The organism is Dactylosporangium darangshiense (assembly GCF_039537565.1).
Taxonomy (GTDB): Bacteria; Actinomycetota; Actinomycetes; order Mycobacteriales; family Micromonosporaceae; genus Dactylosporangium; species Dactylosporangium darangshiense.
The window spans coordinates 409,307-436,260 of the sequence record NZ_BAABAT010000002.1 but is presented as its reverse complement, the minus strand read 5'-3'; the positions used below and the strand labels follow the sequence as shown (position 1 = coordinate 436,260).

23 protein-coding genes are annotated in these 26,954 nt (G+C 72.1%); 9 read left to right on the top strand and 14 right to left on the bottom strand.

Features of this window, described 5'->3' with window-relative positions; genetic code table 11:
* Together ABD901_RS05595 and ABD901_RS05590 are read left to right on the top strand one after the other, a co-directional pair.
* Positions 1 to 1,026: a LacI family DNA-binding transcriptional regulator gene (locus tag ABD901_RS05595; protein WP_345121938.1), complete on the top strand. Its 1,026-nt coding sequence runs from the start codon at positions 1 to 3 to the stop codon at positions 1,024 to 1,026.
* A 41-nt stretch (positions 1,027 to 1,067) separates the two neighbouring features.
* Positions 1,068 to 2,084: a LacI family DNA-binding transcriptional regulator gene (locus ABD901_RS05590; RefSeq protein ID WP_380133233.1), complete on the top strand. Its 1,017-nt coding sequence runs from the start codon at positions 1,068 to 1,070 to the stop codon at positions 2,082 to 2,084.
* Here ABD901_RS05590 and ABD901_RS05585 read toward each other — a convergent pair.
* Entirely contained in the window at positions 2,068 to 2,520 is a 453-nt protein-coding gene (locus tag ABD901_RS05585) for a hypothetical protein (RefSeq protein WP_345121934.1), read from the bottom strand. The two genes, ABD901_RS05590 and ABD901_RS05585, sit on opposite strands and share 17 nt — an antisense overlap.
* 61 nt (positions 2,521 to 2,581) lie before the next feature.
* On the opposite strand from ABD901_RS05585, the gene ABD901_RS05580 reads away from it, so the two are divergent.
* The 3 genes from ABD901_RS05580 (at position 2,582) to ABD901_RS05570 (ending at position 5,370) form a co-directional block, all read left to right on the top strand.
* Entirely contained in the window at positions 2,582 to 3,577 is a 996-nt protein-coding gene (locus ABD901_RS05580; RefSeq protein WP_345121932.1) for a helix-turn-helix transcriptional regulator, read from the top strand.
* A gap of 38 nt (positions 3,578 to 3,615) precedes the next feature.
* On the top strand, positions 3,616 to 4,428 hold the full coding sequence (locus ABD901_RS05575; RefSeq protein ID WP_345121930.1) for an MBL fold metallo-hydrolase: 813 nt from the start codon (positions 3,616 to 3,618) through the stop codon (positions 4,426 to 4,428).
* Positions 4,429 to 4,521: 93 nt separating this feature from the next.
* Positions 4,522 to 5,370 carry an SDR family oxidoreductase gene (locus ABD901_RS05570; protein ID WP_345121928.1) on the top strand — a complete coding sequence of 283 codons (849 nt, stop codon included), beginning with the start codon at positions 4,522 to 4,524 and terminating at the stop codon, positions 5,368 to 5,370.
* 94 nt (positions 5,371 to 5,464) lie between these two features.
* Here ABD901_RS05570 and ABD901_RS05565 read toward each other — a convergent pair whose 3' ends face one another.
* Complete coding sequence (locus ABD901_RS05565; RefSeq protein ID WP_345121926.1) at positions 5,465 to 6,709, bottom strand: GNAT family N-acetyltransferase; 1,245 nt, start codon at positions 6,707 to 6,709, stop codon at positions 5,465 to 5,467.
* 164 nt (positions 6,710 to 6,873) lie between these two features.
* Here ABD901_RS05565 and ABD901_RS05560 point away from each other — a divergent pair, with 164 nt between their 5' ends.
* Complete coding sequence (locus tag ABD901_RS05560) at positions 6,874 to 7,875, top strand: LacI family DNA-binding transcriptional regulator (RefSeq protein ID WP_425556658.1); 1,002 nt, start codon at positions 6,874 to 6,876, stop codon at positions 7,873 to 7,875.
* Positions 7,876 to 7,936: 61 nt separating this feature from the next.
* Here the strand turns inward: ABD901_RS05560 and ABD901_RS05555 are convergent, their stop codons facing one another.
* The 7 genes from ABD901_RS05555 to ABD901_RS05525 all read right to left on the bottom strand — a co-directional run bounded on the left by ABD901_RS05555 (position 7,937) and on the right by ABD901_RS05525 (position 18,486).
* Positions 7,937 to 9,541, bottom strand: coding sequence for a glycoside hydrolase family 13 protein (locus ABD901_RS05555; protein ID WP_345121921.1), 1,605 nt, complete (start codon positions 9,539 to 9,541; stop codon positions 7,937 to 7,939).
* Positions 9,542 to 9,573: 32 nt separating this feature from the next.
* Positions 9,574 to 12,021, bottom strand: a complete 2,448-nt coding sequence (locus ABD901_RS05550) for a glycosyl hydrolase family 28-related protein (protein ID WP_345121919.1) — start codon at positions 12,019 to 12,021, stop codon at positions 9,574 to 9,576.
* A 22-nt stretch (positions 12,022 to 12,043) separates the two neighbouring features.
* Positions 12,044 to 14,428 carry a glycosyl hydrolase family 28-related protein gene (locus ABD901_RS05545; protein ID WP_345121917.1) on the bottom strand — a complete coding sequence of 795 codons (2,385 nt, stop codon included), beginning with the start codon at positions 14,426 to 14,428 and terminating at the stop codon, positions 12,044 to 12,046.
* 27 nt (positions 14,429 to 14,455) lie between these two features.
* The gene (locus ABD901_RS05540) at positions 14,456 to 15,337 is read right to left on the bottom strand and encodes a carbohydrate ABC transporter permease (protein ID WP_345121915.1); all 882 of its coding nucleotides are present in this window, start codon (positions 15,335 to 15,337) and stop codon (positions 14,456 to 14,458) included.
* An 11-nt stretch (positions 15,338 to 15,348) separates the two neighbouring features.
* Entirely contained in the window at positions 15,349 to 16,290 is a 942-nt protein-coding gene (locus ABD901_RS05535; RefSeq protein ID WP_345121913.1) for a carbohydrate ABC transporter permease, read from the bottom strand.
* Positions 16,291 to 17,673 (bottom strand): ABC transporter substrate-binding protein, encoded by a 1,383-nt coding sequence (locus ABD901_RS05530; protein ID WP_345121911.1) that lies wholly within the window; start codon positions 17,671 to 17,673, stop codon positions 16,291 to 16,293.
* Positions 17,674 to 18,021: 348 nt separating this feature from the next.
* Positions 18,022 to 18,486: an SRPBCC family protein gene (locus tag ABD901_RS05525; RefSeq protein WP_345121909.1), complete on the bottom strand. Its 465-nt coding sequence runs from the start codon at positions 18,484 to 18,486 to the stop codon at positions 18,022 to 18,024.
* A 90-nt stretch (positions 18,487 to 18,576) separates the two neighbouring features.
* On the opposite strand from ABD901_RS05525, the gene ABD901_RS05520 reads away from it, so the two are divergent.
* From ABD901_RS05520 to ABD901_RS05510, 3 genes are all read left to right on the top strand, one after another.
* The gene (locus tag ABD901_RS05520; protein ID WP_345121907.1) at positions 18,577 to 19,596 is read left to right on the top strand and encodes a hypothetical protein; all 1,020 of its coding nucleotides are present in this window, start codon (positions 18,577 to 18,579) and stop codon (positions 19,594 to 19,596) included.
* 22 nt (positions 19,597 to 19,618) lie between these two features.
* Positions 19,619 to 20,443 (top strand): alpha/beta fold hydrolase, encoded by an 825-nt coding sequence (locus ABD901_RS05515; protein WP_345121905.1) that lies wholly within the window; start codon positions 19,619 to 19,621, stop codon positions 20,441 to 20,443.
* An 83-nt stretch (positions 20,444 to 20,526) separates the two neighbouring features.
* On the top strand, positions 20,527 to 21,228 hold the full coding sequence (locus ABD901_RS05510) for a hypothetical protein (protein ID WP_345121903.1): 702 nt from the start codon (positions 20,527 to 20,529) through the stop codon (positions 21,226 to 21,228).
* Between the two features lie 18 nt (positions 21,229 to 21,246).
* On the opposite strand, the gene ABD901_RS05505 is transcribed toward ABD901_RS05510, so the two are convergent.
* The 5 genes from ABD901_RS05505 to ABD901_RS05485 form a co-directional block, all read right to left on the bottom strand.
* The gene (locus ABD901_RS05505) at positions 21,247 to 22,305 is read right to left on the bottom strand and encodes an MFS transporter (RefSeq protein ID WP_345121901.1); all 1,059 of its coding nucleotides are present in this window, start codon (positions 22,303 to 22,305) and stop codon (positions 21,247 to 21,249) included.
* Positions 22,306 to 22,432: 127 nt separating this feature from the next.
* A complete protein-coding gene (locus ABD901_RS05500) occupies positions 22,433 to 22,813 on the bottom strand; it encodes a hypothetical protein (RefSeq protein ID WP_345121899.1) in 381 nt (126 codons plus the stop codon).
* A 25-nt stretch (positions 22,814 to 22,838) separates the two neighbouring features.
* The gene (locus ABD901_RS05495) at positions 22,839 to 24,698 is read right to left on the bottom strand and encodes a dynamin family protein (protein ID WP_345121897.1); all 1,860 of its coding nucleotides are present in this window, start codon (positions 24,696 to 24,698) and stop codon (positions 22,839 to 22,841) included.
* A gap of 24 nt (positions 24,699 to 24,722) precedes the next feature.
* Positions 24,723 to 25,088, bottom strand: coding sequence for a hypothetical protein (locus tag ABD901_RS05490; protein ID WP_345121895.1), 366 nt, complete (start codon positions 25,086 to 25,088; stop codon positions 24,723 to 24,725).
* A 2-nt stretch (positions 25,089 to 25,090) separates the two neighbouring features.
* Entirely contained in the window at positions 25,091 to 26,746 is a 1,656-nt protein-coding gene (locus ABD901_RS05485) for a dynamin family protein (protein ID WP_345122388.1), read from the bottom strand.
* Positions 26,747 to 26,954 lie beyond the last annotated feature (208 nt).

Sequence of the window (26,954 nt, the reverse complement as noted above, 5' to 3'; positions counted from 1 at the left end):
GTGAAGCGACCGACGATCGCGGACATCGCCCGCGAGGCCGGGGTGTCCAAGGGCGCCGTCTCATACGCGCTCAACGGCCGGCCCGGGGTCTCACCCGCCACGCGGGAGCGGATCCTCGCCGTCGCCGACCGGCTCAACTTCCACGCCGACAGCAACGCGCGCGCCCTGGCCGGGGCCAAGGCGCGGGTCGTGGGGCTGACGCTGCAGCGGCCGCCGAGCACGCTCGGGGTCGAGCCGTTCTTCATGGAGCTCATCAGCGGCCTGGAGCAGGAGCTGTCCCGGCAGTCGTATGCGCTGCTGCTGCAGATGGCCACCGGGCGCGACGAGGAGCTGGCGTACTACCGGCGCTGGTTCAGCGAGGGCCGCGTCGACGGGGTGCTGGTCTGCGACGTGCGCACCGGCGACCCGCGGGTGCCGGCCCTGGAGGAACTCGGCGTGCCGGCGATCGTGATCGGGCCGCCGGACGCCAGCGGCGCGCTGCCCAGCGTCTGGTCCGACGACGCGCAGTCGATGGTGGAGGCGGTGGAGTACCTGGCGGCGCTGGGCCACCGGCGCATCGCCCGCGTCGGCGGCATCGCCGAGTTCGCGCACACCGCGATCCGCACCGCCGCCTTCGCCGAGGTCGGCGACCGGCTCGGCCTGGCCGGCGCGGTGACGGTGCCGGCCGACTACACCGGCGAGTCCGGCGCGCGGGCCACCCGGCGGCTGCTCACCGGGCCCGACCGGCCGACGGCGATCATCTACGACAACGACATCATGGCGGTCGCCGGGCTCACGGTCGCGCACGAGCTCGGCATCGCCGTGCCGGCGCAGCTGTCGATCATCGCCTGGGACGACTCGCCGGTCTGCCGGCTGCTGCACCCGCCGCTGACCGCGTTGAGCCGCGACATCGGCGACTACGGCCGCCGGGCCGCCCACCTGCTGCTCGCCGCGATCGCCGGGGAGCCGGTGGCCAGCACGCTCGGCGCGCCCGCCCACCTCAGCCCGCGCGGCAGCACCGCCCGCCTGCGGCCGCCCGCGCACTGAGCCGGTTACGCTTCGTCCAAAACATGGCGGACGGGGCACGGATGGCAGGGCGGCGACCGACGATGAGCGACATCGCGCGGCGCGTCGGCGTGTCGCGGGTCGCCGTGTCGTACGCGCTCAATGGCCGCCCCGGCGTCTCCGACGACCTGCGCGAGCGCGTCCGGGAGGTCGCCGAGGAGCTCGGCTTCACCGCGCACCGGGCCGCCGTCGCCATGCACGGCGCCGCCGCCGATATCGTCGGCCTGGTGTTGCACCGCACGTCGGCGGAGCTGCGCAGCGAGGTCTTCCGGCGCCAGTTCATCGCCGGTCTGCAGATGGAGTTGTACGCCAGGGGCTTCGGCCTCGCCCTGCAGTTCGTCGAGGACCTCGCCGAGGAGGTCGCGATCTACCGCCGCTGGCACGCGGAGCGCCGCGTCGACGGCGTGGTCCTGTGCGACCTGCGCGTCGACGACCCGCGCCTCGCGGCGGTGCTCGACCTGGGGCTGCCCGCGGTCGTCGCCGGCGGCTCCGGCGAGCTGCCCGGCCTGGCGAACCTCTCCACCGACGAGCACGCCGCGGCGGGCAAGATCGCCGGGTACCTCGCCGCGCTCGGCCACCGCCGCATCGCCCGCGTGAGCGGCCCGGCCGAGCTCGCCCACACCGGCGCCCGCACCGGAGCGCTGGAGGCCACCGGCCTGCTCGAGGTCGCCACCGTCCCGGCCGACTACACCGGCGAGGCGGCCGCGCAGGCGACCCGCCGCATCCTCAGCGCGCCCGCCCGCCCGACGGCGATCGTGTACGACAACGACCTCATGGCCCTGGCCGGGCTGGGCGTGGCGGCGGAGATGCACATCGCGGTACCGCACGACGTGTCGATCCTGGCCTGGGAGGACTCGCCGCTGTGCCAGCTGGTCCACCCGGCCCTGACGGTCCTGCAGCGCAACATCACCGACTACGGCATGCGCACCGCCGGCCTGCTCTTCGAGCTGCTCGACGGCCACCCGCCGCGCAGCGTCCGCTACGGCAACGCCGTCCTCGTCGTGCGCGACAGCACCGCCGGGACTACGCGGAGCGGGTAAGTTCCATGATCCAGTTGGACTCCCAGGTCTCACCGCCGTCGGCGGAGAACTCCTGCTCCCAGCGGGCCGAGTCGGTGGTGATGTCCGACCAGATGAAGTGGGCGCGGATCGGCCGGCCCTCGTGGGTGTCGTCGCCGTAGAAGTCGCCGTGCCCGGCGGTGAAGGTGCCGACCACGGGCGGGTAGAGCAGGCCGGTGCGGCCGGCGGCCCAGTAGATCGACCATTCCTTGCGCTCGACGTCGAAGAGGCGCAGCGTGAGCCCGCTGGTGCCCAGCGTCGGGAAGTCGATCTCGTCGACGTTGCCGACGCCGTCGAGGACCTGCCGGCAGGTGCCGACGCCCGGGAAGGTCTCCCAGTCGTCGCTGCCGGCGAACAGGGTGCGCAGGCGGTGGTTCGTGACGTTCCACCGGCCGATCAGAAAGTCGAAGTCGTTCATGCCGCACAGCCTGGCGGCGTACCACTGACATCTTCTGTCAGTGGTCTGCGACACTGGCCGGGTGCGCGCCAGCCGTCTCGTCTCCCTGCTGCTGTTGCTGCAGAACCGCGGCCGGATGAGCGCCGCCCGCCTCGCCGACGAGCTCGGCGTGACCCCGCGCACCGTCTACCGGGACGTGGAGGCGCTCGCCGCGGCCGGCGTGCCGATCTACGCCGAGCCCGGCCCGGCCGGCGGCTACCAGCTCATGGACGGCTACCGCACCCGCCTGACCGGCCTGACCGCCGACGAGGCCGAGTCGCTGTTCCTGACCGGCCTGCCGCAGCCCGCCGCCGAGCTCGGCCTCGGCGCGCACGTCGCCGCCGCCGAGCTGAAGCTGATGGCGGCGCTGCCCACGCCGTACCGCGACGCCTCCCTGCGCATCCGCCAGCGCTTCCACCTCGACGCGCCCGGCTGGTACCGCGAGCCGGACGCCGTGCCGCACCTGCTCACGGTCGCCGAGGCGCTGTGGCAGGACCGCTGGATCGAGATCCGGTACCGCCGCTGGGCCCCGGAGCCGGGCGAGGTGACCCGCCGCCTGCGCCCGCTCGGCCTCGTGCTCAAGGCGGGCGTGTGGTACCTGATCGCCGCCCGCGACGAGCAGCCGCGCACCTACCGCGTCTCGGCGATCCGCGAGGTGTACCCGCTGCCGGAGCGCTTCACCCGCCCCGACGGCTTCGACCTGGCCGCGTTCTGGCGCACACACGTCGAGCGTTACGAGCGCGCCGAGGCCGCCGCGGTCGCCGTCGTGCGCCTCTCCCCCGCCGGCCTGTCCGCCCTGCCGGAGGTCCTCGGCCCGCGCGCCACCCGCCTGGCCCGCGAGACCCTCGGGCCGCCCGACGAGGAGGGCTGGCACCGCGCCACCGTCCCGTTGGAGAGCGTCCCGCACGCCACCGCGGGCCTGCTGCGCCTGGGCGCCGAGGCCCAGGTGCTCTCCCCGCCGGAGCTGGTCGACCACATGGCCGCCACGATCCGCCGGATGCTGCGGCTGTACCCGAATCCCGCCGCCGAAAGCGGGTAGCCCCCGCGAATTGACACCGACGCTGAGGGGGTAGAGCCATGCGGACGTCGGCCACATTCATCGGCACGGCAACCGTCCTGCTGCGGCTGGGCGGCTTCACGGTGCTCACCGACCCGAACTTCCTGCACCGCGGGCAGCGCGCACACCTCGGGTACGGCCTGTCGAGCCGCCGTCGCACCGACCCCGCGATGGAGCCCGGCCAGCTACCGGCACTCGACGGGATCGTGCTGTCACACCTGCACGGCGACCACTTCGACCGGATCGCCCGGCGGCGGCTGCCGCGGGACGTGCCGGTCATCACCACCCGCCCCGCCGCGCGGACGCTGCGCAAGTGGCGCTTCGACGCCACGGTCGGCCTGCGCGACTGGGAGGACGTCGTACTGCACCGCGGCGGCGAGACCCTGCGGATCACCGCCGTCCCGGCCCAGCACGGCCCGGCCGGCCTCCACCTGGCGATGCCGCTCACGATCGGCACCATCCTGGACTGGCGCCACGACGAGGGCGAGCGCCTGCGCCTGTACATCACCGGCGACACCCTGTTCCGCGCCAGGCGCCTGCGCGACATCCCACGCCACTTCGGCGACATCGACGCGATGCTGCTGCACCTCGGCGGCACCCGCATCCTCGGCGCACTCGTCACCATGGACGCCCGCCAGGGCCTGGCCATGTCCCGCCTGATACGCCCCGGCGTGATCGTCCCGATCCACTACGACGACTACACGGTGTTCCGCGACCCACTGTCGAACTTCCTGCGCGCGGCCGCCGCAACCGAACTCGCCGGCACGGTGAAGCCGGTGGTCCGCGGCGAGACGGTAAGCCTGCTACCGGAGCCGGCCCGCATCGCCGGCTGAACAGCTTGAACACGGCGCCGGATCGAAGGAGCTCGGTCGGCAGCTGAGCGCCTCGATCGGCCACTGCTGCAGGCAACGGATTAGGAGAACGAAATGACCAAGGTCCTCATTACGGGATGCGGCACCGGTTTCGGGCACGAGGTGGCCATGCGCCTGGCGGAGAAGGGTTTCGACGTCATAGCCTCCGTGGAGATCTGGGCCCAGGTGCAGACCCTGAAGCAGCAAGCAGCGCAACGCGGCGTGAACCTGCAGGTGGAGAAGCTCGACGTCACCGACGACGGAGATCGCCGCAAGGCGTTGACGTGGGATGTCGAGGTACTCGTGAACAACGCCGGCGTCGGCGAGGGCGGCTCGACGCTCGACATCCCGGCAGGCAACATCCGCCGGGAATTCGAGGTGAACGTCACCGGGCCGCTGTTGCTGACACAGGGCATCGCCAAGCAGATGGTCAAGCGCGGAAAGGGACGAATCGTCTGGGTCTCTTCTCGAGAAGGGCTCAACGTCAATCCCTTCACCGGCATCTATTCGGCGTCCAAGCACGCGATCGAGGCCATCGCCGAGACCATGGCGATGGAGCTGCAGGAGTTCGGCATCGAGGTCGCCACCATCAATCCCGGACCGTTCCTGACCGGCTTCAACGACCGAATGTTCCAGACTTGGCAGAGTTGGGAGGACGACCCGTCCCAGCGGCTCTTCGACTACTCGAAACTCGCGTTTCCTCGCCCACAGTTCGACCCCGAGCCGGTGTACGCCACGATGACCGCCGTCGCCGCAGGCGAGGTGGACACGTATCGCAACCTGGAACCCAAGCAGATGATCGACGAGACCAAGAAACTTCAGCAGGCACCGTGGGAGAGGAAGACGAAGGACGGCTTGGGCACCCGACCCGGGCAGCTGCAGGCCTCCTACGACATGGAGCCCGAAACCCCGATCGCTGTGTAGCTGACGTACGTGGACGCCGTGGATGACAGCCGACCAAGTCCCCACCCTCGCCCTCAAGGAACCGGTCGACGGGTGGGTGGGGGCTGGCGTGGGGTCAGAACCAGTGCAGGCAGTGCGGGTGCCGGTCGGCGTGGAAGAGGATGTCGGCGAGGGTGGCCGCGTCCGGGCGGTGGGCGCGGACATGTCCGGCACGGACGAGCGTGCTGGGCGCAGTGCCGCCGAGGTAGATCGAGCCGAGATCACTCACGTCCAGGGAGAGGTCCGGGTCCCGATCCGTAGCAACGCAGTCGGCCTTGCCGTCCCGGACGGTCAGCAGGTAGCGGTGGTGCTCGCCGAGGAACGGGTCGTCGACGTCGAGGACGAGTTCGCCGTCCGTGAACCAGCCGCGTGCGGTCAACGCCTGCGGTACGTCCAGTAGCCGCACCCAGAGCCAGTCGGAATCGCTGCTCACCTGGGCGGCACGGAAATCCGCCAGCTGCCAGCGCAGCGGGTGCCCGGGCGGGAAGTGCTTGAACGCGACCTGCGTGACGAGGTCGTGGCCGAGCAGGAATCCGATCAGGGCGGTGGAGACGGCGTCGTCGGTGGCGATGGTCTCGTCGACCGTCAAAGTGCCGTCGCTGAGCGAGTAGCTGGCGTACCCGTCCGGGACGCCGTCGGCGTCGCGGTGGACGGCGACGTAGCGCGGCGCGCGAGCGATCGGGGGTTGCCCCGCGCCGAGGGTCCACCAGCGGTGCGGCCGGGACAATGCGCCGGGCTGTGCACGGCGGTACCGGTCATAGACCTGTTCAAGGATCTCGCCGCACTCGGCACGCCGCATCACCTCGACCGAGCCGCTGTTCGAGCTGGCACCCGAGTCGGCCGCCGGGGCGTCTGCCCGTCCGTGCGCCCGCAGTGCAGCGAGGGCGCCCTGGTGGCGTGCCACCGTGATCCGTCCCGTGTAGGTCGCCGGTCCGTAGCCGAACCTGCCGTAGATCGGGGCCTCGGAGGCCAGCAGGACGCAGAGGAACTCCCCGCGTGCCCGCAGCTCGGTGAGCTGGTGCCGCATCATCGCGGTGAGCACACCCTGGCGTCGATGCGAGGGCAGGACGCCGACGGCGCTGATTCCAGCGGCCGGGGCGAGGATCTCGCCGGGCAGGGTGAGTTCGAATGTGTATGCGGCGGCGGTCCCGACGGGCCGCCCGTCCGCGGTCACGGCCAGCAGCCCGCGGTCCATCTCGAACGCCGACCACCAGACGCCGCCGCCATCCTCGTTCGGGGTATCCGGGTAGAGCCCGAACGCGGCATGGAGTGTGTCGACGAAGACGTCGAGGTCCTGGTCGGTCGTGGGACGGATTTCCATTGTTGCTGCTGCCTCCCCTGGGATTCGGGCACCACGACTGGTGGTGTCCGGCCCACAGTGCAAGGTTGACCCTTGGCCGGGTCAAGTGAATTTCGCAGGGCTCGGGAGCACTAGCCAACGCAGCGCAAGTTCTTGCGGTGACAGCGTCGGTTCTTGCTCGTAACATGGGCTCCGTGGCGACGAGGCTGGCTGAGGTGGCGAAGTACGCGGGGTTCAGCGAAGCGACCGTGAGCCGGGTGCTGCGCGACGTCCCCGGCATCGGCGAGGACACGCGCAACGCCGTGCTGACCGCGCTCGACGTGCTCGGATACCAGCGGCCCGCCCGGCATCGCCGCGAGCTCGGCAGCCTGGTCGGCATGGTGCTTCCCGACCTGCACAACCCGATCTTCCCGGCCTACGCCGAGGCGATGGCCGGCGCACTGGTGAGACGGCAGCTCATCCCGGTGCTGTGCACGCGCACGGCCGACGGGGTGTCGGAGGCGCACTACATCGAGATGCTGCTGGCCCGCAAGGTCGCCGGGATCGTCTTCGTGGGCGCGAGCTATGCCGACGCGGGGCCGGAGCAGGCCAAGGCGCTGCGGGCCCGGCGGCTGCCGATCGTGCTCATCAACGAGGCCGACGAGAACCTCGGGGTGCCGCGCGTCGGGGTGGATGACACCGTCGCGGTGGACCTGGCGGTGACGCACCTGCGGGAGCTGGGGCACAAGCGGATCGGGCTCATCGTGGGGCCGCGCGGGCACGTGCCCTCGGAGCGGAAGCTGGCGGAGTTCCGGCGGCTCGTCGACGGCGCCGACCGGCAGAAGCTGGTTGCGCACACGATGTTCTCCATCGCCGGTGGGCAGACGGCGATCGGGCCGCTGCTGGAGGCGGGGGCCACCGCCGCCGTCTGTGCCAGCGACACCCTGGCGCTCGGCGCCATCCGCGGCGCCCGCAAGCAAGGGCTGAAGGTGCCGGAGCAGCTGTCGGTGGTGGGGTTCGACGACTCGGTGTACATGCCGATGATGGACCCGCCGCTGACCACCGTGCGGCAGCCGATCGGGGCGATCGGGGTGGCCGCGGTGAACTCCCTCGTCGCGCAGATCGAGCGGCGGCCGGTGACGCTGGACGAGGAGCTGTTCGAGCCGGAGCTGATCGTGCGGGACTCGACGGCCGCCTGCCCCGAATAGAGCTGCAAACGCTTGCGCGCCCGGCCACGGTTCTTGCACAAACCGTGGCCGGGCACGAGATCTACAGAGCGAGCCAGGCGCAGGCATCCGGAGGCAGGAAGCCGCCGACGACCGGGGCGCTGGCGAGCAGGACCGACTCGTGTGCCGGAAGGCGGGCCGGTGCGGACGAGAGGTTCAGCACGCAGGCGAAGGCGTCGCCGCGGCGGAACGCGAGGACGCCGTCGTCCGCGGTGATCCAGGCGAGGTCCTCCGGCAGGCCGGCGAGTGCGTCGCGGCGCAGGCGCAGGCCCTCGCGGTACAGCTGCAGCATGGAAAGCGGTGCGGCCTCCTGGGCGGCCACGGTCAGCGCGGCCCACGACGCGGGCTGCGGCAGCCACGGTTCGGTGGCGCCATCCGGCGAGAAGCCGAACGGGGCGGCCTCGCCGGACCATGGTAGCGGCACGCGGCAGCCGTCGCGGCCCCGGTCGGTGCGGCCGGAGCGTTCCCAGGTCGGGTCCTGGATGCGGTCGAGGGGGATGTCCTCGACCTCCTCCAGGCCCAGCTCGTCGCCCTGGTAGACGTACACGCCGCCGGGCAGCGCCAAGGTGAGCAGCGCCGCCGCCCGCGCCCGGCGGCGGCCCAGCTCGAGGTCCGTGGGTGTGCCGTGGCGGCGGTTGCCGAGGTCGAAGGTGGTGTCCTCGCGGCCGTAGCGGGTCACGTGGCGGATCGTGTCGTGGTTGGACAGGACCCACGTCGGCGGCGCGGACACGAGCCGGTGCGTGTCCAGGGTGTCGTCGATGGTCTTGCGTAGTGCGTTGGGCTCCCACGCGCAGCACAGGAACTCGAAGTTGAACGCCGAGTGCAGCTCGTCCGGGCGCAGGTACCGGATGAACTGCGCGGTCGTCGGCAGCCAGACCTCGCCGACGAAGACCCGCGGGTCCTCGTAGGCGTCGGCGATCCGCCGCCAGGCGCGGTAGATCTCGTGGACGCCCTCGTGGTCCTGGTACGGCAGGTCCGCCGGGTCCGGGTCGGCGCCGACGTCGGGCAGGCCGGGTGTCTTCATCAGGCCGTGCGCGACGTCGATGCGGAAGCCGTCGACCCCGCGGTCGAACCAGAACCGCAGCACGTCGCAGAACTCGGCCCGGACCCCGGGGTGCTCCCAGTTCAGGTCGGGCTGCTGCGGCGCGAACATGTGCAGGTACCACTCGCCGTCGGCGACCCGGGTCCAGGCCGGGCCGCCGAAGTACGAGCGCCAGTCGTTCGGCGGCTCGGTTCCGCCCGGGCCGCGGCCCGGGCGGAACCAGAACCGTTGCCGGGCCGCGGATCCGGGCGGCGCGGCGAGCGCCTCCCGGAACCACGCGTGCCGGTCGGAGCAGTGGTTCGGCACCAGGTCGACGATGATCCTGATGCCCTGCTCGTGCGCCTCGGCGAGGAACGCCTCGGCGTCGGCCAGGGTGCCGAACAGCGGGTCGATGTCGCGGTAGTCGGCCACGTCGTAGCCGCCGTCGGCCATCGGGGAGACGTTCCACGGCGTCAGCCAGAGCGCGTCCACGCCCAGGTCCCGCAGGTACGGCAGCCGCCGCCGGAGGCCGGCGAGGTCGCCGACGCCGTCCCCGTTGCCGTCGGCGAAGCTGCGCAGGTAGATCTGGTAGATGGCGGCGGTGCGCCACCAGGCGGTCGCAGGCATGGAAAAGTTCTCTCCCCTGTCCGAAAAGCGGGTTACCAGCCGGAGTTGCCGGGCCCGCGGGTGATGGTGAAGCCGCCGGGGTTGTTCAGGCCGCCGGCGGCGGCGCCCGTCACGGTGACGTAGTTGGCCGTCATCGCGCCGGTCACGTTGTTGACGTCGATGCCCCAGGTGCCGGCGCCGCTGACGGCGACGTGGTCCAGCAGCAGGTTGCCGATGCGGTGGCCGTAGCTGAGCAGCACGGCCTGGTAGGTGCTGTCCACGATCGAGTTGTCCGACACCGTCACCGGGGTGGTGATGTCGGACTGGTCGGCGTAGATCCACAGCGCGCCGAGGTTCGTCTGCCAGTTCGGCTCGTAGCCGCCGGTGCGGGTCAGGGTGTTGCGGGCGACGGTCGTCGGGCCGCTGAACGGGATGCCGAAGCGGCTGCTGACCGCGACGCCGGCCGAGCCGGTGACGGTGTCGGACAGCAGGTTGTCGGTGACCGCGTTGCCGTTGCCGCCGTAGACGCCGACGGCGTTGGCCAGCAGCGGGGTCTGCACGGTGTCGAACGTGAAGGCGCAGCCGGTGACCGCGGTGCCGTCGGAGAACATGGCGAGGGCGTCGTCGCCGGTGTTGCGCACCGTGGACTGGTCGACGCGGGTGTTCTGCACGTTGGCGTGCAGGTTGACGCCGTCGGCGAAGGTATTGGCGATGCGGATGCCGGCGGCGTAGAGGCCGTTGGTGCCGGAGTCGATCCACATGCCGACCTTGGTGTGCTCGATGCGCACGTCGAAGAGCAGCGAGCCGGTGCCGAAGTTGCCCTCGATGCCGGTGTCGAAGCCGGCGTCGTCGCGGTAGGTCACGTCGCCGGAGATGGTCAGGTCGGCGATGGTCACGCCGGCGCCGGTGGCGAAGAAGCCGCCCTTGCCGTTGTGGCCCTTGATCGTGGTGTACCACTGGCCGGCGCCACGCACCGCGACGCCCGCGAGGTTGACGCGGGAGGTGATGTCGAACGTGCCGGATGGGACCCACACGCCCCGGCCGGCCGAGCGGGCCGCCGACACCGCGTTGTTGAACGCGGCGGTGTCGTCGGAGCCGTCGCCGGCGGTGGCGCCGTACGACTGCACCGAGACGAAGTTCGCCGGCGCGGCGTAGGCGGCGTCGACCTGCTCGGCGTCGACGACGTCGATGGTGTAGGAGCTCGCCGTGTCGGAGGCGTCCTTCTGCAGCTTCAGCACGGTGCCGGCCGGCCAGCTGCCGATCATCGCGCGGGTCTCGTCGAAGAAGTGGTGCGCGGAGCCCTGGCTCGGGACGTTGGTGTACGGGTACGCGCCGTAGACCCACGAGTAGCGCGACGTCAGGGAGATGTCCTGCACGTGCGAGCCGTTGGCGTAGAGCGAGATCGGCGCGGTCAGGCCGGCGCCGTCGCCGCTGTCGGGGATCGAGTAGCGGATGGTGAGCGCGTTGGCCGGCTTCGTCAGGGTGAACTGCACGTACTGGCCGGTCGCGGCGAGCTGCACCGCCGAGCGGCCGGTCGCCTCGCTCGCCATCGACAGGTAGGCGCGGCCGGCGGCGAGCTTGGTGCCGTTCGTCGTCTGGTCCGCGGCGCGGAACTCGGTGTAGGGCACGGTGGCGCCGCGGGTGGCCAGGGCGCTGCCCCCGGTGACGGTCACGGCGTCGATGGCCACGCCGCCGCTGTCGCCGGTGTCGAACTGCCAGCCGACGAGGTTGAGCCCGGCGCGCAGCGCGAGGGTGCGGGAGTTGGTGAGCGTGCCGGATCCGGCGGCGAGGCTCACCTGAGCGCTTTTGATGCCGTTGAGGTACTGCGAGAGCGTCCGAGCAGCCCCCGTGGAGTTCGTGTACCGAAGCCCGACGGCGTAGTTCCCGGCGGCCGGCGCGTTGACGGCGACGATGACTCGCGCCCCGACGCCGTTGAAGCCGCTGACCATGCCGCCGGACGCGGCCGGGCCGCCCGAGAGGAACCCGGTCTCGGCCTCATAGACGAGTCCGTCGGACGGCGGGGCCGAGCCGACGGCCAGGTTGTCGAGGTTGACGTTGCCCGAGTCCGTCGAGTCGAACCGATAAGCGACGGTGTTACCACTGCCGGTCAGGTTCACCGACTCCGTCTCCGTCGACCAGGTGTCCCAGTTGGCGGTGGCGGGCAGCTGGATCTGGCGGAGCTTCGTGCCGTTGACATACAGGGACAGGGTCATCGTCGAGCCGGTGCCGTTGGCGTAGCGCAGCACCAGCTGGCTGGCGGCCGGCACGGTGAACGTCGTCGCGGCGGTGCCCTTGTTGCCGTCGGTGTAGCCCGCGACGAAACCCGAGCCTGTGTATCCGCTGTGGTCGGTGGCGACCACCGCGCCGCCGGACAGGACGGCGGACTCGGCCTGCAGCGTGGACGTGGCGGCGTCCGCGGGGTGTGCGACGAGGGCGATGGCGGTGCCCAGGGCCGCCGCGGCGGTGACGGCCGCCGCGGCGATCAGACGTCTGCGGTGCATGGGGTGTCCTTCCGTTCGGTCTTCAGTGCGCGTAGACCTCGAGCTCGCACAGCTGAGCCGCCGGCCAGCCGGTGTTGCCGGTGAAGGTCAGCGTGAGGTTGCGCACCGTGGTCGGCGGGAACGTGATGGTGACCGCGTTGCCGGTGTCGGGGTTGAACTCGTAGTCGGCGGCCGGTGCCAGGGCCGCGCCGCCGGCGGCGACGGCGATGGTCTGGACGCGGCCGCCCCAGTTGGCGGGAAGGCGCAGGACGATCCGGTCGACCGAGCGCTGCGCGCCGAGGTCGAGCGTGACGGTCTGCGGGAAGGCGTTGTTGGCGCTCTCGAAGTACGTGCCGGGGTCGCCGTCGACGAGGTTGGCCGGGCCGAGCCAGGACAGCGCCTGGGAGCTCGACGTGATCTGCTGGCCCAGCGCCAGGTTGCCGTCGGGGTCGAAGCCGACGCCGTGCAGGGCGACGACGTAGGGGCCGGCCGGCGACGTGCTGTCGATGGTGAGCTTGCCGTTGTAGACGCCGGCGCGCTGCGGCGCGAACGTCACCGGGACGGTGCACGAGCCGCCGACGGGGATCGTGGCGCAGGAGCCGCCGGCCGTGTACCCGTCGGTGGCCTTCACCGAGCGGACGGTGATCGGGTCGGGGCCGGGGTTGGCGATCGTCAGGCTCAGGGTGCCGCCGGCGTGCAGCGCCTGCTGGCCGAAGTCGAGCGTGTCGGCGCCGAGGCGCAGGGCGCCGGCCGGCGGGAAGCCGCAGCGGGTCGAGGACCAGCCGAGGTCGCCGGGGCCGCGGGTGAGCGTGAAGCCGCCGGCGCAGTCGTAGGTGCCCGCGACGCCGACCCCCGTGGCGACGACGCGGGACATGCGGGCCGCGCCCGGGGACTGCAGCTGCACGGCGAACGTGCCGGCCCGCACGATCGCGACCCGGTCCAGGGTCACGTTGCGGATCTCCTTGCCGTAGAACTGCACCGCCGAGAACGGGCTGTCGACGATGGACACGTCGTGCACGTCGATCGCGCCGGTCATCGGGGCGTCGGCGGCGTAGAACCACAGGGCGCCGATCTCCTCGGGCTGGTTCGGCACGAGGTTGCCGTCGCGCAGCAGCACGTTGCGGGCGATGGTGGTGGTGCCGGACAGCGGTACCGCACCGAACCGGTTGCCGACGTGGATCCCGCCGCCCTGGGTCACCGCGTCCCTGGCGACGCTGTCGGTGACCGCGTTGTCGTGCCCGCCGTAGACGGCGAAGCCGTTGGCCAGCAGCGGCACGGCGACCGTGTCGTGTACGAAGGCGTTGTCGTGGTCGGCGTTGGCGTCGGACCACATGGCCATGCCGTCGTCGCCGGTGTTGCGCACGAACGTGTCGCGAATGGTGACGTGGCTGACGCCGTTGTGCAGGTTGATGCCGTCGGCCATGGTGTCCTGGATGCGGGCGTGGCTGACGGTCAGGCCGTCGACGGGCCCGTCGAACCACATGCCGACCTTGGTGTGCTCGATCCAGACGTTGTCGACGGTGGAACCGCCGCCGAGCGAGCCGCCGAGGCCGCTGTCGGAGGTCGAGTCGTCGCGGACGGTGGTGTCGCCGGCGATGGCGAAGTCGGCGAGGTGCACGTCGCTGCTGGGCGTCGGGGCGAACCTGCCGAAGACGCCGACGCCGGGGCCGCGCAGGAAGGTGTACCACGGCCCGGCGCCGCGCACCGTGACCTTGTCGACGACGAGCTGCCGGTGCACGCGGTAGGTGCCGGCCGGCAGCCAGACGCCGCGGCCCTGCGCGGAGCCGGCGTCGATGGCCGCCTGGATGGCCGGGCCGGAGTCGGCGGCGCCGGTCGGGTCGGCACCGAAGTCGGCGGCGCTGAGGAAGCCGGTGGGCATCCGGCGGGCGGGGCCGGCCTGCTCGAAGTCGGCGAGGTCGACGACGACGGGCGCGGTCGCGGTGAGCCGGACCCGGGTGCCGGCGGGCAGGGTGCGGCCCAGCAGCGCGTGGACGTCGTCGAAGTAGTGGTGCTCGCCGCCGTCGGCGGGGTCGTTGGTGTACGGGTAGTTGCCGTAGACGTGCGAGTAGCGCGCGGTCAGCGTCAGGTCGGCGAGGCTCCGGCCCGCGGCGGACACATGCAGCGCGGCGTCGGGGCTGCCGTCGGCAACGGCGTAGCGCACGTCGACCGCGTCGGCGCGCTCGGTGAGGGTGAACTCGACGTACTGGCCGGCCTGCAGCGCGACCGCCCGGCGGCCGGACGCCTCGGCCTCGATGCGGGTGAAGGCGTTGCCGGGGCCGATCCGCGCGCCGTTGGTGGCGGCCGCCTCGGCCTCATATTCGGTGAACGGCACGTCGGCGCCCGGCGGCACCGGCCGGGCCTCGGCGGCCGCGGACAGCACGAGGACGGCGGCGCCGACGGCGGCGACCGTGAAAAGGGCGCGCGGCATCGCGGAACGAGCCACTGGAGTCTCCAATCAACCCTTGAGGCTGCCGGCGGTCAGGCCGGACATGATGTTCTTCTGGAAGATGAGGAAGAACACGACGGTGGGCACGGCGGCGATGACGGCGCCGGCGATGACCACGTTCTGGGTGAGGCCCTGCGAGAAGGCGTAGATGCCGACGTTGACGGTGCGGTTGTCGGCCGACGGCTCGACCAGCAGCGGCCACAGGAAGTCCTTCCAGATGGCCGTCAGCGAGAAGATCGAGACCACGCCCAGGATCGGGCGGGAGATCGGCAGCACCACGGACCACAGCGTCCGCAGCGGCCCGGCGCCGTCGATCGCCGCCGCCGACATGAGGTCCTGCGGTATGGAGTCGAAGAAGCGCTTGAGCAGGAAGATGTTGAAGGCGTTGGTGACCGCGGGCAGCCAGATCGCCCACGGCGAGTCGAGCATGTTCCAGTGCACCAGCGGCAGGTCGATGACGGTGACGTACTGGGGGATGACCAGCACAGTCGAGGGGATCATGAGGGTGGCGAGCATGAGGCCGAGCAGCGCGTTGCCGAACGCCGGACGCAGCTTCGAGAACGCGTACGCGGCCGCGACGTCGAACACCAGCTGGAAGGCGAGCGCGCCGAAGGCGTACCACACCGTGTTGAGCAGCAGCCGTCCGAGGCTCAGCGCCGTCCATGCCTCCGCGTAGTTGCCCGGCTGCGGGTGCTGCGGGTAGAGCGTGGGCGGGATCTGCGCGACCTCGGGGCCGGACTTCAGCGCGCCGGTCACCATCCAGTACAGCGGCCCGGTGAACACGACGGTGAAGAGCAGCACGACGAGGGCGACGATGGCCCAGTAGACGCGGCGGGCGCCCGGTCGGCGCAGCCGGGCCGGCGAGACGAGCGTGCGGGCGGCGGTGTCCATGTGCGTGGCCCCTAGTCCTGCTTCGGGCTCAGCCGCGCGTAGGCGACGGAGAAGCCGGCGAGGACGACCATCAGCATGACGCCGAGCGCGGCGGCGCCGTTGAGGTCGTTCTGCTTGAACGCGTGCTGGTACATCAGGTAGACCACCGACGTCGCCGAGTCATTGACGCCGGCGCCGCCGGCGAGGATGAGCGGCTCGATGAACACCTGCATGGTGGCGACGACCTGCAGCAGGAACATCAGCGACAGGATCAGCCGGGTCTGCGGCACGGTGACGTGCCACAGCCGGCGCAGCAGCCCCGCCCCGTCGAGCTCGGCGGCCTCGTAGAGCTCGCCGGGGATGTTCTGCAGCGCCGCGAGGTACACCAGGATCGAGCTGCCGACGTTCATCCACGTCGAGGCGATGACCAGCGACGGCTGGGTCATCGACGTCGACTGCACCCACTGCGACGTGGGCAGGTGCGCCGCGTGCAGCAGGTAGTTGAAGATGCCGGCCTGGCTCGGGTCGTAGGCGAAGCGGAACAGCAGCAGCGCCGAGGCCGGCGGCAGCATCACCGGCAGGTACACCACCGCCCGCAGGTAGCCGCGGGCGTGGCGCAGCTCGTTGAGCAGCACGGCGATGAAGAACGGCAGGGCGTAGCCGACCACGAGGGCCAGCAGCGTGAACGTCAGGGTGTTGCGCCACGCGGCGAGGAAGCTCGGGTCGTGCCACAGCCGCACGTAGTTGTGCCAGCCGACCCAGGTGGTGACGCCGCGCCGGGTGCGCTGGAAGCTCATGACGATCTCGCGGACCATGGGGTACCACGAGAAGACGGCGAAGCACACCACCGCCCCGATCAGGAAGCCGTGCCCGGTGAGGTTGTGCACCAGCCGGCGCCGCAGCGCCGCACCGGCCGGGCGAGGGATGGCGCGGGCCGGCAGCCCCGCACCGTCGAGCCGGACCGCGCCGTCCACTCAGGACTCCTGCGACAGGATCGTGTTGACCTTCTGCTCGGCCGTGGCCAGCAGCGCCGGGATGTCGGCGCCGGGCTGGGTCAGCACCGCGGACATCGCGGCGTCGAGCACGGCGTAGACGGCCTGCGCGCGCGGCGGCTCGGCCTTGATGGTGACCGGGCTGCCGGCGTAGGGCGCGTAGTCGGCCAGGTTGAGGTTGCTGCTGGCCTTCTTGAGCTGGTCGTCCTGCTGCTGCACGTCGGTGCCGGGCTTCCAGATGAGCGGCTCGGGCAGGCCGACGGGCACGCCCATGTCCTTCTGGGCGGCGTAGTTGAACTGGCCCTGGCCGGGGGTGAACTCCTCGAAGGCGAGCCACTGCAGGCCGGCCTTGATCTGCGCGGCGGTCAGGCCCTTCTTGAAGAAGTAGCCGCTGCCGCCGCCGAGAGTGGCCTTGGCCGGGCCGTTGTCGCCGGGCATCGGGCCGATCGCCCAGTCCTCGTACTTGCCCTTGAACTGGGTGACGATGGCCTTGATGGTGTCGGGGGCGCCGATGTACATGCCGACCTTGCCGGCGCCGGCGTTGGTGAGCAGGTCCGCCCACTGCAGCAGCTGCTTGTCGCCGACGCTGTTGTCGGTGAAGCGCATGTCGTGCAGGTTCTGCAGCACGGCCTTGCCCATGTCGTTGTTGAACGCGGCCTTCTTGCCGTCGTCGCTGACCACCGAGCCGCCGCGGGAGTACAGGGCCGCCGAGAAGTGCCAGCCGCCGGTGTTGCCCGCGCTGTACTCCTGGTAGCCGGCGACGCCGTTGCCCAGCGCGCTGATCTTCTTGGCCGCCGCGGCGACCTCCTGCCAGGTGGCCGGCGGCTTGCTCGGGTCCAGCCCGGCCTGCTGGAACAGGTTCTTGTTCACGACCAGGCCGAGGCCGTAGCCGGCGTAGCCGATGCCGTAGATCTTGCCGTTCTCCACGAACGGGTCCTTGATCGCCGGCAGCACCTTGTCCCAGTTGGGGATCGTGTCGGTGTTGACGTACTTGGTGATGTCCTCCGCGCCGCCGGCGTCGAGGACCTGGTCGAGGTCGGTCATGTACCCGTAGAAGATGTCGGCCTGGGTGCCGCCCTGCAGGCGGGCGGTGAAGTCCGGCGGGTTGTCGCACTGGCTGCCGACGGACACGGTCTTGATCGTGACGCCGGGGTGCGCCTTCTCGAACGCGGCGACGTCGGCGTTCCACAGCTCCAGCGACTTGCCGTTGTTGTCGGTTTTCTGCGGCGGGCAGTCCACGGTGATGGTGGCCCGGCCGTCGCCGCTCGCCGCGTCGTCCTTGCTGTCGCCGCACGCGGCGAGCCCGGCGGCGAGCGCGGTGCTCATGCCGAGCGACAGCGCCAGGCGGAGCGCTTTTATCGACATCGATCAATCCCTTCGGGTGTACCGGTTTCAGGAAGCTCGTGTTTCGCGTTGATTGCTCGCGCGTAATCCGCAAGCGATAGGGGCGTGCGCAGACAGTACGACCGCCCGCGTCAGAAGTCCAGAGTTTGATGCAAAAACTCGACGGATTTTCGGTCAGCGATTGCACTCACGACTGGCCGCTTACAACGCGTTTTGCCTGGCCGCCCAGCACACGCCGGTCGACGCCCGTACGGTTCCCGCGTCAATTCCGGTCGCCTTGTCGCGCAATTTCTGAGTCCATGATCGCAAGCTATTGCAAACGAAAAATGGCCCCGGCGCGAAGCCGGGGCCATTCGGTGCGGTACGGGGTCAGGCGCCGTGGCGCGGCACATCACCGCGCCAGGCGCCGGTCGCCTGGCCGCGATACTCGATGAACTCCTTGAAGCGCTTCGTGTCCGCCTTGACCTGCAGGCTGTCGGCGCCGATCGCGCTGCCGGCCTTCTCAGTCAGCCCCTGCGGCTGCCACTCCAGCTGCACGGTGACGCGGGTGTCCGCGTCGCTGAGGCGGTGAAACGTGACCACGCCCGCGTGCTGGGTGTCGCCGGCGGTGCTCTTCCACGCGATCCGCTCGTCCGGGTGCTGCTCGGTGATCTCGGCGTCGAACTCGCGCCGCACGCCGCCGACCTTCGTCACCCAGTGCGTGTGCCGGTCGTCGATCTGCCGAATCGACTCGACCCCGCCCATGAACTGCGGGAACGACTCGAACTGCGTCCACTGGTCGTAGGCGGTGTGCACCGGGACGTGCACGTCGACGGACTCGGTGACCGTACTCATGGCAAACCTCCTGCGGTCTCTGCTGATCGGGTGCCCTGAGCGTGACCTGGGAAACGTGCGCACGGTCACGAGTTGCGGTACTCCTGTGCGGTGACGCTTTCGCACGAGCGGGAACTGCGGTCCGCGACGGTCCCCACCGGCCAGCGGCGGACGTTGTCGGTGGAGATCCGGGACGAGGCGCCGCCGCGCCTGACGTTCATCGAGAAGTACTCGGGCGAGGGAACCGGCTGGCTCGGCCGGTTCACCTCGTTCCGGGCCGAGGCGGCCCTCGACGCCGACCCGGAGCCGCTGGTGCAGGCCGTCGCGGCGCTCGCCGACGCCGGCAAGCTGGACCTGCCGCCGATGGGCGCCCGCGAGCGGGTCGCCGACCTGCTGGCCGCGGCCGGGCTCATCGTGCGGCGGCAGAGCACGATCCCGTGGGCGCACCTGGGCCGGCGCGCCACCCTTGCCGTCTCACCGGACGGCCGCTCCCCGTCCATCACGTTCTCCCAGTACGCCGGCGACGACGGCCGCTTCCAGGTCACGACCCCGTACGACGGCCTGGACCGGATCGCGTCACACCTGGCCACGTTGTCCACTGTGGACGGCCCGGCGGGCGACCGGCTGGGGCGCTTCATCGCCGCCTTCGAGGCCTTCGCCGCCGAAGACGTCGGCGCCGAGCGCGTCCACGAGATGTTCGTGGCGGCCGGCGTCGAGTCGCACCGCCGCGAGGAGCGCCGCTACGTGCTGCTGAAGGTCCACCGCGAGAACACCGACTGCATCTTCACGCTCTCGCTGCTCGTCTCCTCCATCGACGACAAGATCTCGTTCTCCGAGTTCTACGACTACATGCCCCGCTCCGGCGACTCCGGCCGCGAGTACGGCTACAGCGCCGTCACGCCCTACGACTCCCTGGCACCGTTGACCGCCCTGCTGGAGTCCCGCCTGGGCGTTGCGCCGGACGGCGCGCTCCCCGACCGCCTGGCCGCGTGCCTGCGCGAGTTCGTCACCCGCGGCGCGCTCGGCGACGGCCGGCCGATCGAGGCCTGCCGCGACCAGGTCGCCCTCTGGTACACCGAGGCGGGCGTGCCCTACCGGCCGGACCACTGGGTGTGGTTCAACAGCGACTGAGGTGCGCGCCTAGGATCGAGCGATGTTCGATGCGCCGGACGGCACCCGGCTGGCCTACCACCGCATCGGCGGCGACGGGCCCCCGACGGTCTGCCTGCCGGGCGGCCCCATGCAGGCCTCCGCCTACCTCGGCGACCTCGGCGGCCTGGCCGCGCACCGCCCGCTGCTCGCCCTGGACCTGCGCGGCACCGGCGACTCGGCGGTGCCGGCCGACCCGGCGACGTACCGCTGCGACCGGCAGGTCGACGACGTCGAGGCGCTGCGCGAGCACCTCGGCGTCGACCGCCTGGACCTCCTCGCGCACTCGGCCGGCGCCACCATCGCTGTGCTCTACGCGGCGCGCCACCCCGAGCGCGTCGCCCGCCTGACGCTGGTCACCCCGAGCCCCCGCGCGGTCGGCATCGACGTCACCGTCGAGGACCGCCGCGCGGTCGCCGAGACCCGCCGCGGCGAGCCGTGGTTCCCTGCCGCGTTCGCCGCCCTCCAACGGATCTGGTCCGGCCAGGGCGGCAAGGCCGAGTGGGCGGCGATCACCCCGTTCGTCTACGGCCGGTGGGACGAGGCCGCACAGGCCGCCGCCGCCGCGGCCGCGGCCCGCACCAACGCCGAGGCCGCCGCCGCGTACTACGGCGAGGGCGCGTTCGACCCCGTCGCGGTGCGCGCCGGTCTGGCCGCCGTCGGCGCGCCGGTGCGCCTGCTCGGCGGCGAGCGCGACATCCAGCTGCCGCCGCACCGCGCCGCCGAGTACGCCGCGCTGTTCCCCGACGCCGAGCTGTCGGTGCAGCCCGCCGCCGGTCACTTCCCGTGGCTGGACGACCCGGCGGCGTTTCTTGATCACGTAGCGTAACGGCGGTTTTTTTCGGCGCTGATCACGGCGCGTCACATGGTGCCGGGGCCGTGGCGCCGCAACGGTTCTGGCACACTGCCCGAATGCAACGACCGGCGATGCGCCTGACCGTCGGACCACACGCACCCTCCGTCTACTGGCGCCGCCGCGCGCTCGTCGCGGCGGCGGTGCTGGTGCTGGTGGTACTGGGCTGGTACGCGTTCGGCGGCGGCGGCGAATCGAAGCCGGCCGCCGTGACCAGCGCACCCGCCTCCGGCTCCGGCAGCACCCCCGCCCCGCCGACATCGGCCGCGCCGGCACCGAGCGACCTCGCCTCCCCCTCGTTCGTCCCCGCAACCCCCGACCCGAGCGCCGCGGCGACACCCCCGCGCAGCCCCGCCCCGGCGAACGTGGCCCCCTGCACCGACGACCAGATCACCGTGACGGTCGCCACAAACCCGTCGCCGGGCGTGTTCGGCGGCACCTTCACGTTCAACATCGCCATAGCATCGAAGGCCACCGACTGGTGCTCGCGCGACCTGGGCTCGGCCGCCCAGGAGATCCGCATCCTGCACGACGGCGCCCTGGTCTTCTCCTCCGATGACTGCAACGGCGGCAACAAGAGCGACGTGCGCGCCTTCGCAACGGGCGACGCGGTGCGGTACAGCTACACCTGGAGCAGCTACCGCGCCACCCCACACGCCTGCGACCCCGCCGCGGCCCCCGCCGCGCCCGGCACCTACCAGGTCGTGGCCCGCGTCGGCACGAAGACGAGCGCCCCGTCGGACTTCGTCATCAAGCGCTGACCTCCGGCCCGCGAACGGTCACGCCAGCCAGGCCTGCACGGCCGCGCCGCCGACAGGCCCGGCCAGCGCGATGCCGGCCGCGCTGAGCGCCGACATCAGCGCGAACGCCTGCGTGAGCCGCCCCGGCCCGGCCCGCCGCTCGACGAGCGTCCCGGTGACGACGATGAGCGGCCCGACGCCGAGCCCGAGGACGAACAGCGCCGCGAACCCGCCGACCGTCAGGACTGCGACCGCTCCGGCACTCACGAGGAAGACCGCACCCACGACTCGGTACCAGACCGGTCCCCGCCAGCGGATCAGGCCGTACACGGCGCTGGCGGCCAGGCTCCCGAGGCTCATCGTGAGGTAGTACAGCCCGGCCAGCCCCTCCGCGCCGCGCTCCCGGGCGAGCGCGGTGACGGCGAGCTGGGCAGTGCCGAACAGCAGCCCGAGCAGCAGGTTGGCCAGGCCCGGCCCGATCAGCTCCCGCCCCACCCGGGGGCCGGGCGCCCGCGCCCCGACGTCCAGGTCCTGCACGGCCAGCACCAGCGCGGCGACGACGACCAGAAGGCAGGCGATCGCCGCGGCGTGTGCCGGCCCCAGCAGCGAGACCACCGCCGCGACGGCGAGGGGTCCCGCGATGAAGGCGACGTCGTTGGCCACCGCCTCCAGCGACAACGCCGTCTCCAGCCGCGGGTCGCCGCGCAGCAGGTGACTCCAGCGCGCCGCGGCGAGGGCGCCGAGCTGTGGCACGCTCGCCCCGCCGACCGCCGCGGTCGCCACGGCCAGGGCAACGGGCGCCCCGGCGAGCAGCGCGAACGCCAGTCCCGACACCGCCACGAGGTGCAGCGCGGCCGCCGGCGCCAGGGTGCGCCGCTGCCCGTGGCGGTCGGCGAACCGCCCGAAGATCGGGCCGCCGACCGCCTCGGCGCCCGCGAACGCGCCGCCGACGAGGCCGGCGCGCACGTAGTCGCCGTAGGTGGTGGCCGCGGTGAGGATGATGCTCAGCCCGTACATGGCGATGCCGAGCCGGCCGAGCACGGTGGTGATGAAGAATCCGGCCGCGCCTTGGGTGCGCAGTAGCCGAACGTAGGACATCCGGTCGCCTTCCCGCCCGCAGGTGCGGCGGGAGCCTTGTCCCCCAGGCTATACCCGGGCGGTCAGGCGCGCCCGGGTCACCTCGCGACGGCGAGCGCCACGGCGGCGAGCACCACGAGCAGGGCCATCACATCTTCATGTTGGCGGCGATCGTGGCGTCGGCGGTCTGGATCGTCGGGGCCTCGTTGCTCATCATGAGGTCGTCGTACCCGAACCCGACCGGCTCCGCCGCCGTGTCGCCGACCGGCTCCGGCTCCGGCTCGGCCGCCGCCTGCGGCTCGGCATCGGTCTGCGCGATGTAGTCGACGTCGTGGTCCCCGTCGACGTCGACGGCGACCGTGTCGAGGTAGCCGTCGCCGTCGAGGTCGTAGGCGGCGGTGTCGACGTAGCCGTCGTGGTCGAGGTCGACGCCGACCGCGGTGACGCCGTCGCCGTCCGTGTAGGCGACGTACTGGTCGGTCGTGCCGTCGCCGTCGAAGTCGTAGCCGCTGTCGTCGTGGTGGTCCATGGCGTACTCCTCATCTGATGTCGGGTTAGCGCGAGCCGAGGGCCTCGGCGCGCCGGCGAAGGGCGCGCAGGCGCGCCTGCGTCTCGCCGTAGCGCTGCACGGTCTCGGCGAGGACGCGCAGGCGGACGGTACGGTCGGCGGCGGCCCGCTGGCGGTCGTCGTTGAGCCGCTCGACCGACAGGGTCAGCGACTCCAGCTCGCTCGTGATCTGTTCGTCGAGCGACCTGGTGAGCGACCGGACCAGATCGCGCTGCTGCTCGGCGAAGGCCTCCCGGGCCCGCGCCTGTACGGACTGCATCATCGGCATGACGTGCTCGCGGAGCTCCGCGGCCCGCTCGCGGCGGTCGCGTTCGGCGGCGTCCTGGTTCGCCTGGCCGCCGCCGGCCAGGAGCCCGAGGACGCCGCCGACGAGCCCGCCGAGCACGGTCCCGATCACCGGCACGACGCTGCCGACCACGCCGCCGACCATCGCCCCGGCCGTGAACCCGCCGTAGCGCTGCCGGAACTTGACGAACCCCGCCGCACCTTCGCCGACCTTCGACAGCTGCAGGTCGGCGACCTCGACGTGCAGGCCGGTGGTCTCCACCCCGCCGGCGGTGACGGTCGTCGACGTCAGCGCCGTGTACCGGGCCGCGATGTCCTCCGCCACCCGCGGCATCTCGGCCGTTGCCCGGTTCGCCGCGTCGACGAGCTGCTCGGTCACCTGCCGCAGGAGGCCCTGCGGGTCCGCCACCGGCCGGTCCCCCCGCAGCTCCTGCACGAACGCCGTGCGGATCGCGTCGAAGTCCGCGGCCATCCGCTCGCGGATCGGGCGTGCCGCCCGCTCGAGGTCGTCCTGCAGGTCGCTGCGCCACCGGGCACCCGCGGAGCGGAAGCCCGCGGCCCGGGTCCTGGCGGCCTTCAGCTCCTCGTCGATCCGCGCGAACTGCTCGCCGCCCTGCAGCGCCGCGCGCTCGTTCGCGATCGGCGCCAGCGCGTCGGTGACCGCCGAGTCGAGCGCGTCAAGGGCGTTGGACAGCTGTGCCGCGCCGCAGGCCACCGCGAGCCCGTCCCACAGCGCCCGCTCGAGCTCCGGGAACCCGGACTCGGCGAGCAGGTCGGGGTCCTCGTCGTCGAGCGCGTCGCGCTTGCGGAACGACGACACCGGCACGACGGTGAGCAGGTCCGGGCTCGTCGCGGTGTGCTCGGCGATCCGGGCCCGCGCCCGGGCGGCCGCGGCGGCGGGATCGGCGACCTTGTCGATCATGGTGATCGCGGTGATGACGATCGGGTTGTACTGCAACGCCAGCCGCAGCAGGTCCAGCTCGACGGTGGAGAACGGCTCGACCGCGGAGCCGACGAACAGCACGGCGTCGGCGTTGGGCAGGAAGGCCCGGGTGGCGGCGGTGTGCGCCAGGTTGACGCTGCCCGCGCCGGGCGTGTCGACCAGCACCAGCCCGGTCGACAGCTGCTCCAGCGGCAGCTCCATCACCAGCCGCGCGACCTTCTTGGTGTTGCCCGGGTTGGCCTGCTCGGTCACGTAGGCGGCGGCGTCGCTGATGTCGACCTCGACCTTGAGCGGCATGCCGGGGTTCTGCGGGTCGTCCTCGTTGTAGACGACGAACGCCCGTTCCTGCGGCCCCCAGCGCAGCATCGACACCGTCGCCGTGGTCACGTCGATGTCGACCGGGAACAGCCGGGGCCGCTCGACCAGCGCGTTGAGGAGGCTCGACTTGCCGCGCCGGAACTCGCCGCAGACCACGACGTGGTACCGGCCGCGGCGCAGCCTCGCCCGGCCGGCCTCCAGCATCGCCCGCCGCGTCGCCGGCAGCTCGCCGTCGGCGAGCTTCACCACCTCGTCGAACGCCGCGAGCACCGCGCGGCGGACCTCGTCCAGTGCACTCACGTGAAGTCCAATCCCTCGTCCCGGTCAGCCGGCGGTGAACACGATGACTTGCTGCGGCCGGATCAGCACGCCGCGCCAGCGGTAGCCGGGGCGTACCGTCTCGACGATGTGCCCGACGACGTCGGGTCCGGGCGCCGGGCGGGTGTCGACCACGTCGTGCGAGAGCGTGTCGACCGGCCCGGCGTCCTCGATCGGCTCCAGCTCGCAGGCCCGCAGCAGGGCGCCGCAACGCCTCTGCAGCGCCCGCACGATGGCGGCCGTTTGATCCGGGGTGTACCGCGCCGGGTCGGCCGGCAGGGCGACGAGCCGGTCCACGAAGCCGATCAGCTCGTGCACCACCGGCGGCGGCCCGTCGTCGTGCGGCTCGAGGCCGATGCGCTCGACGGTCATCGTCAGGCCTCCTCGAACTCGTCGCCGCCGCCGAGCAGCGCGGCCGCGCGCCTGACGCGGAAGGCGACCCGCTCGTAGCTGCGGCGCACGGTGTAGGCCGCGCGGGCCGTGTGCCGGTCCAGCATCGGGTCCTGTTCCCGCCTCGCCCATGCGGAGATGCGCGCGGAGGCGGCCGCGTCGAGTTCGGCGACCGGCGTCGCGTCGGGCAGGCCCAGCCGGGCCGCGCAGCTGACGCCGTACTCGCCCGTGACCCGCAACAGGTCCGCGACCTCTTCCGGGCTGAAGCCGATCCTGCCGAGGTAGTGCTCGGCGAGCACCGACATCTCGGCGAACGCGTGCTGCCCGCGGCGGACCCGCTCGATCCGGGCGGCCACCTCGGCGACCTGCGGTGCCGGGGCGGCGCCCGTCTGCTGTGCCGCGCGGCGCACGGCGGCGATCTCGCCGGTCACCGAGCGCAGGCCGTGATCGAGCTTGATGACGGCCGCGCGGTTGCCGAAGTGCTCGGTGATCAGCGCGCGCAAGCGGTGTACGCCGCTGTCGATGACCAGCTGCTCGCGTACCTGAGCCTCGCCGAGGCCTTCGCGCAGATGGGTGCAGGCGCGCAGGATCCCCCACACCGACAGCCGGCGCTCCAGGCTCGCGCGGCGCTCGACCGGCAGCGCAACGCCGGCGAGCTCCGGTCGGGTGGCGAAACGGCCGGCGTCGCGCAGCCGCCGCACCAGCGTCCGCGGCTCGATCGCGGCGAGGTCGGCGAGGTCGGCGAAGTCGTTGCCGGACAACGTCTGCGCGCCCGCGCCGACCAGCCCGGCGACCGGCACGATGGTGTAGAAGAGCCGGCCGACGTCGGGGCGGGCGAGATACTTCTCGGCGATCTCCTGCGACACGGCCATCGGGTCGAACGTGAGCGGGTCCGGGTCGCCGGGCAGCTCCGGGCTCGGCGGCCACTGCTGGTCGCAGCGGCTCAGCACGCCGAACGACTTCAGCGGCGTCACCGATCCGGCGAGCGAGCCCGCGACGTCCAGGGCGGCCGCCTGGTCCTTCTCGTGCAGACCGCGCGAGAAGAGGTACAGCACTGCGTCGGCCTTGCCGATCTCCTCCTCGCTGTCGTCGTGGACGTCCTGCATGCTGCGCCCCGCGGCCGCCTCGTCGCCGATGCCGAAGCTCGTGATGCCCAGCTGCGCGGCGGTGTTGTCCGAGTCCGCGCCGTGCACGCTGGCCAGGCCGGGGGTGTCGATGAGCCGGAAGGAGCGCAGCAGCGGATTGTCGCGGCCGTGCAGGACGGTGCGGATCTGCCGCAGTACCGCGAGATTCCGCTCGTCGTGGCTGGTCACCCGGTCGAAATGGTCGAGCGGGACGGCTTCTTCGGAGCCGTCCTTGTACCGCACGATCAGCACCGGCTCGCCCGAATGGAACAGCTCGGTGACCGTGTAGGTGACCTCGGCGTCCCCCGTCGCCGACACGTCCTCGCCGAGCAGCGCGTTGACCAATGTGGACTTCCCGCGCTTGATCTGCCCCACGACGGCGACCCGCATCGGCTCGTCGAGCCGCGAGGCCGCGAGGCGCAGCAACACCTCCAGCCGCTGCGTGGCCGGGCCGCCGAGCGCGGCAAGGTCGGCGCACCCGTGCAGGTCCGCCCGGACTCCGCTGTTTCCCACCATCACGCACCCCGACCGTCGTTACGGTGAGCTGGCCGCCAAGGTGGCGCCACAGTAACAGGGCGGCATGCGGGCCGCTGCTCATACTTCCGGCGCCCGCGCCGATCCGGATGGGCCATGGTTTCCGGGCCGCCTCTCCTGTCGATGAACGGTTGCTGTGACACTCGTTCGACGAGGGCCTCGGGGGGAATGTTCCCGGACTCGGGACGGT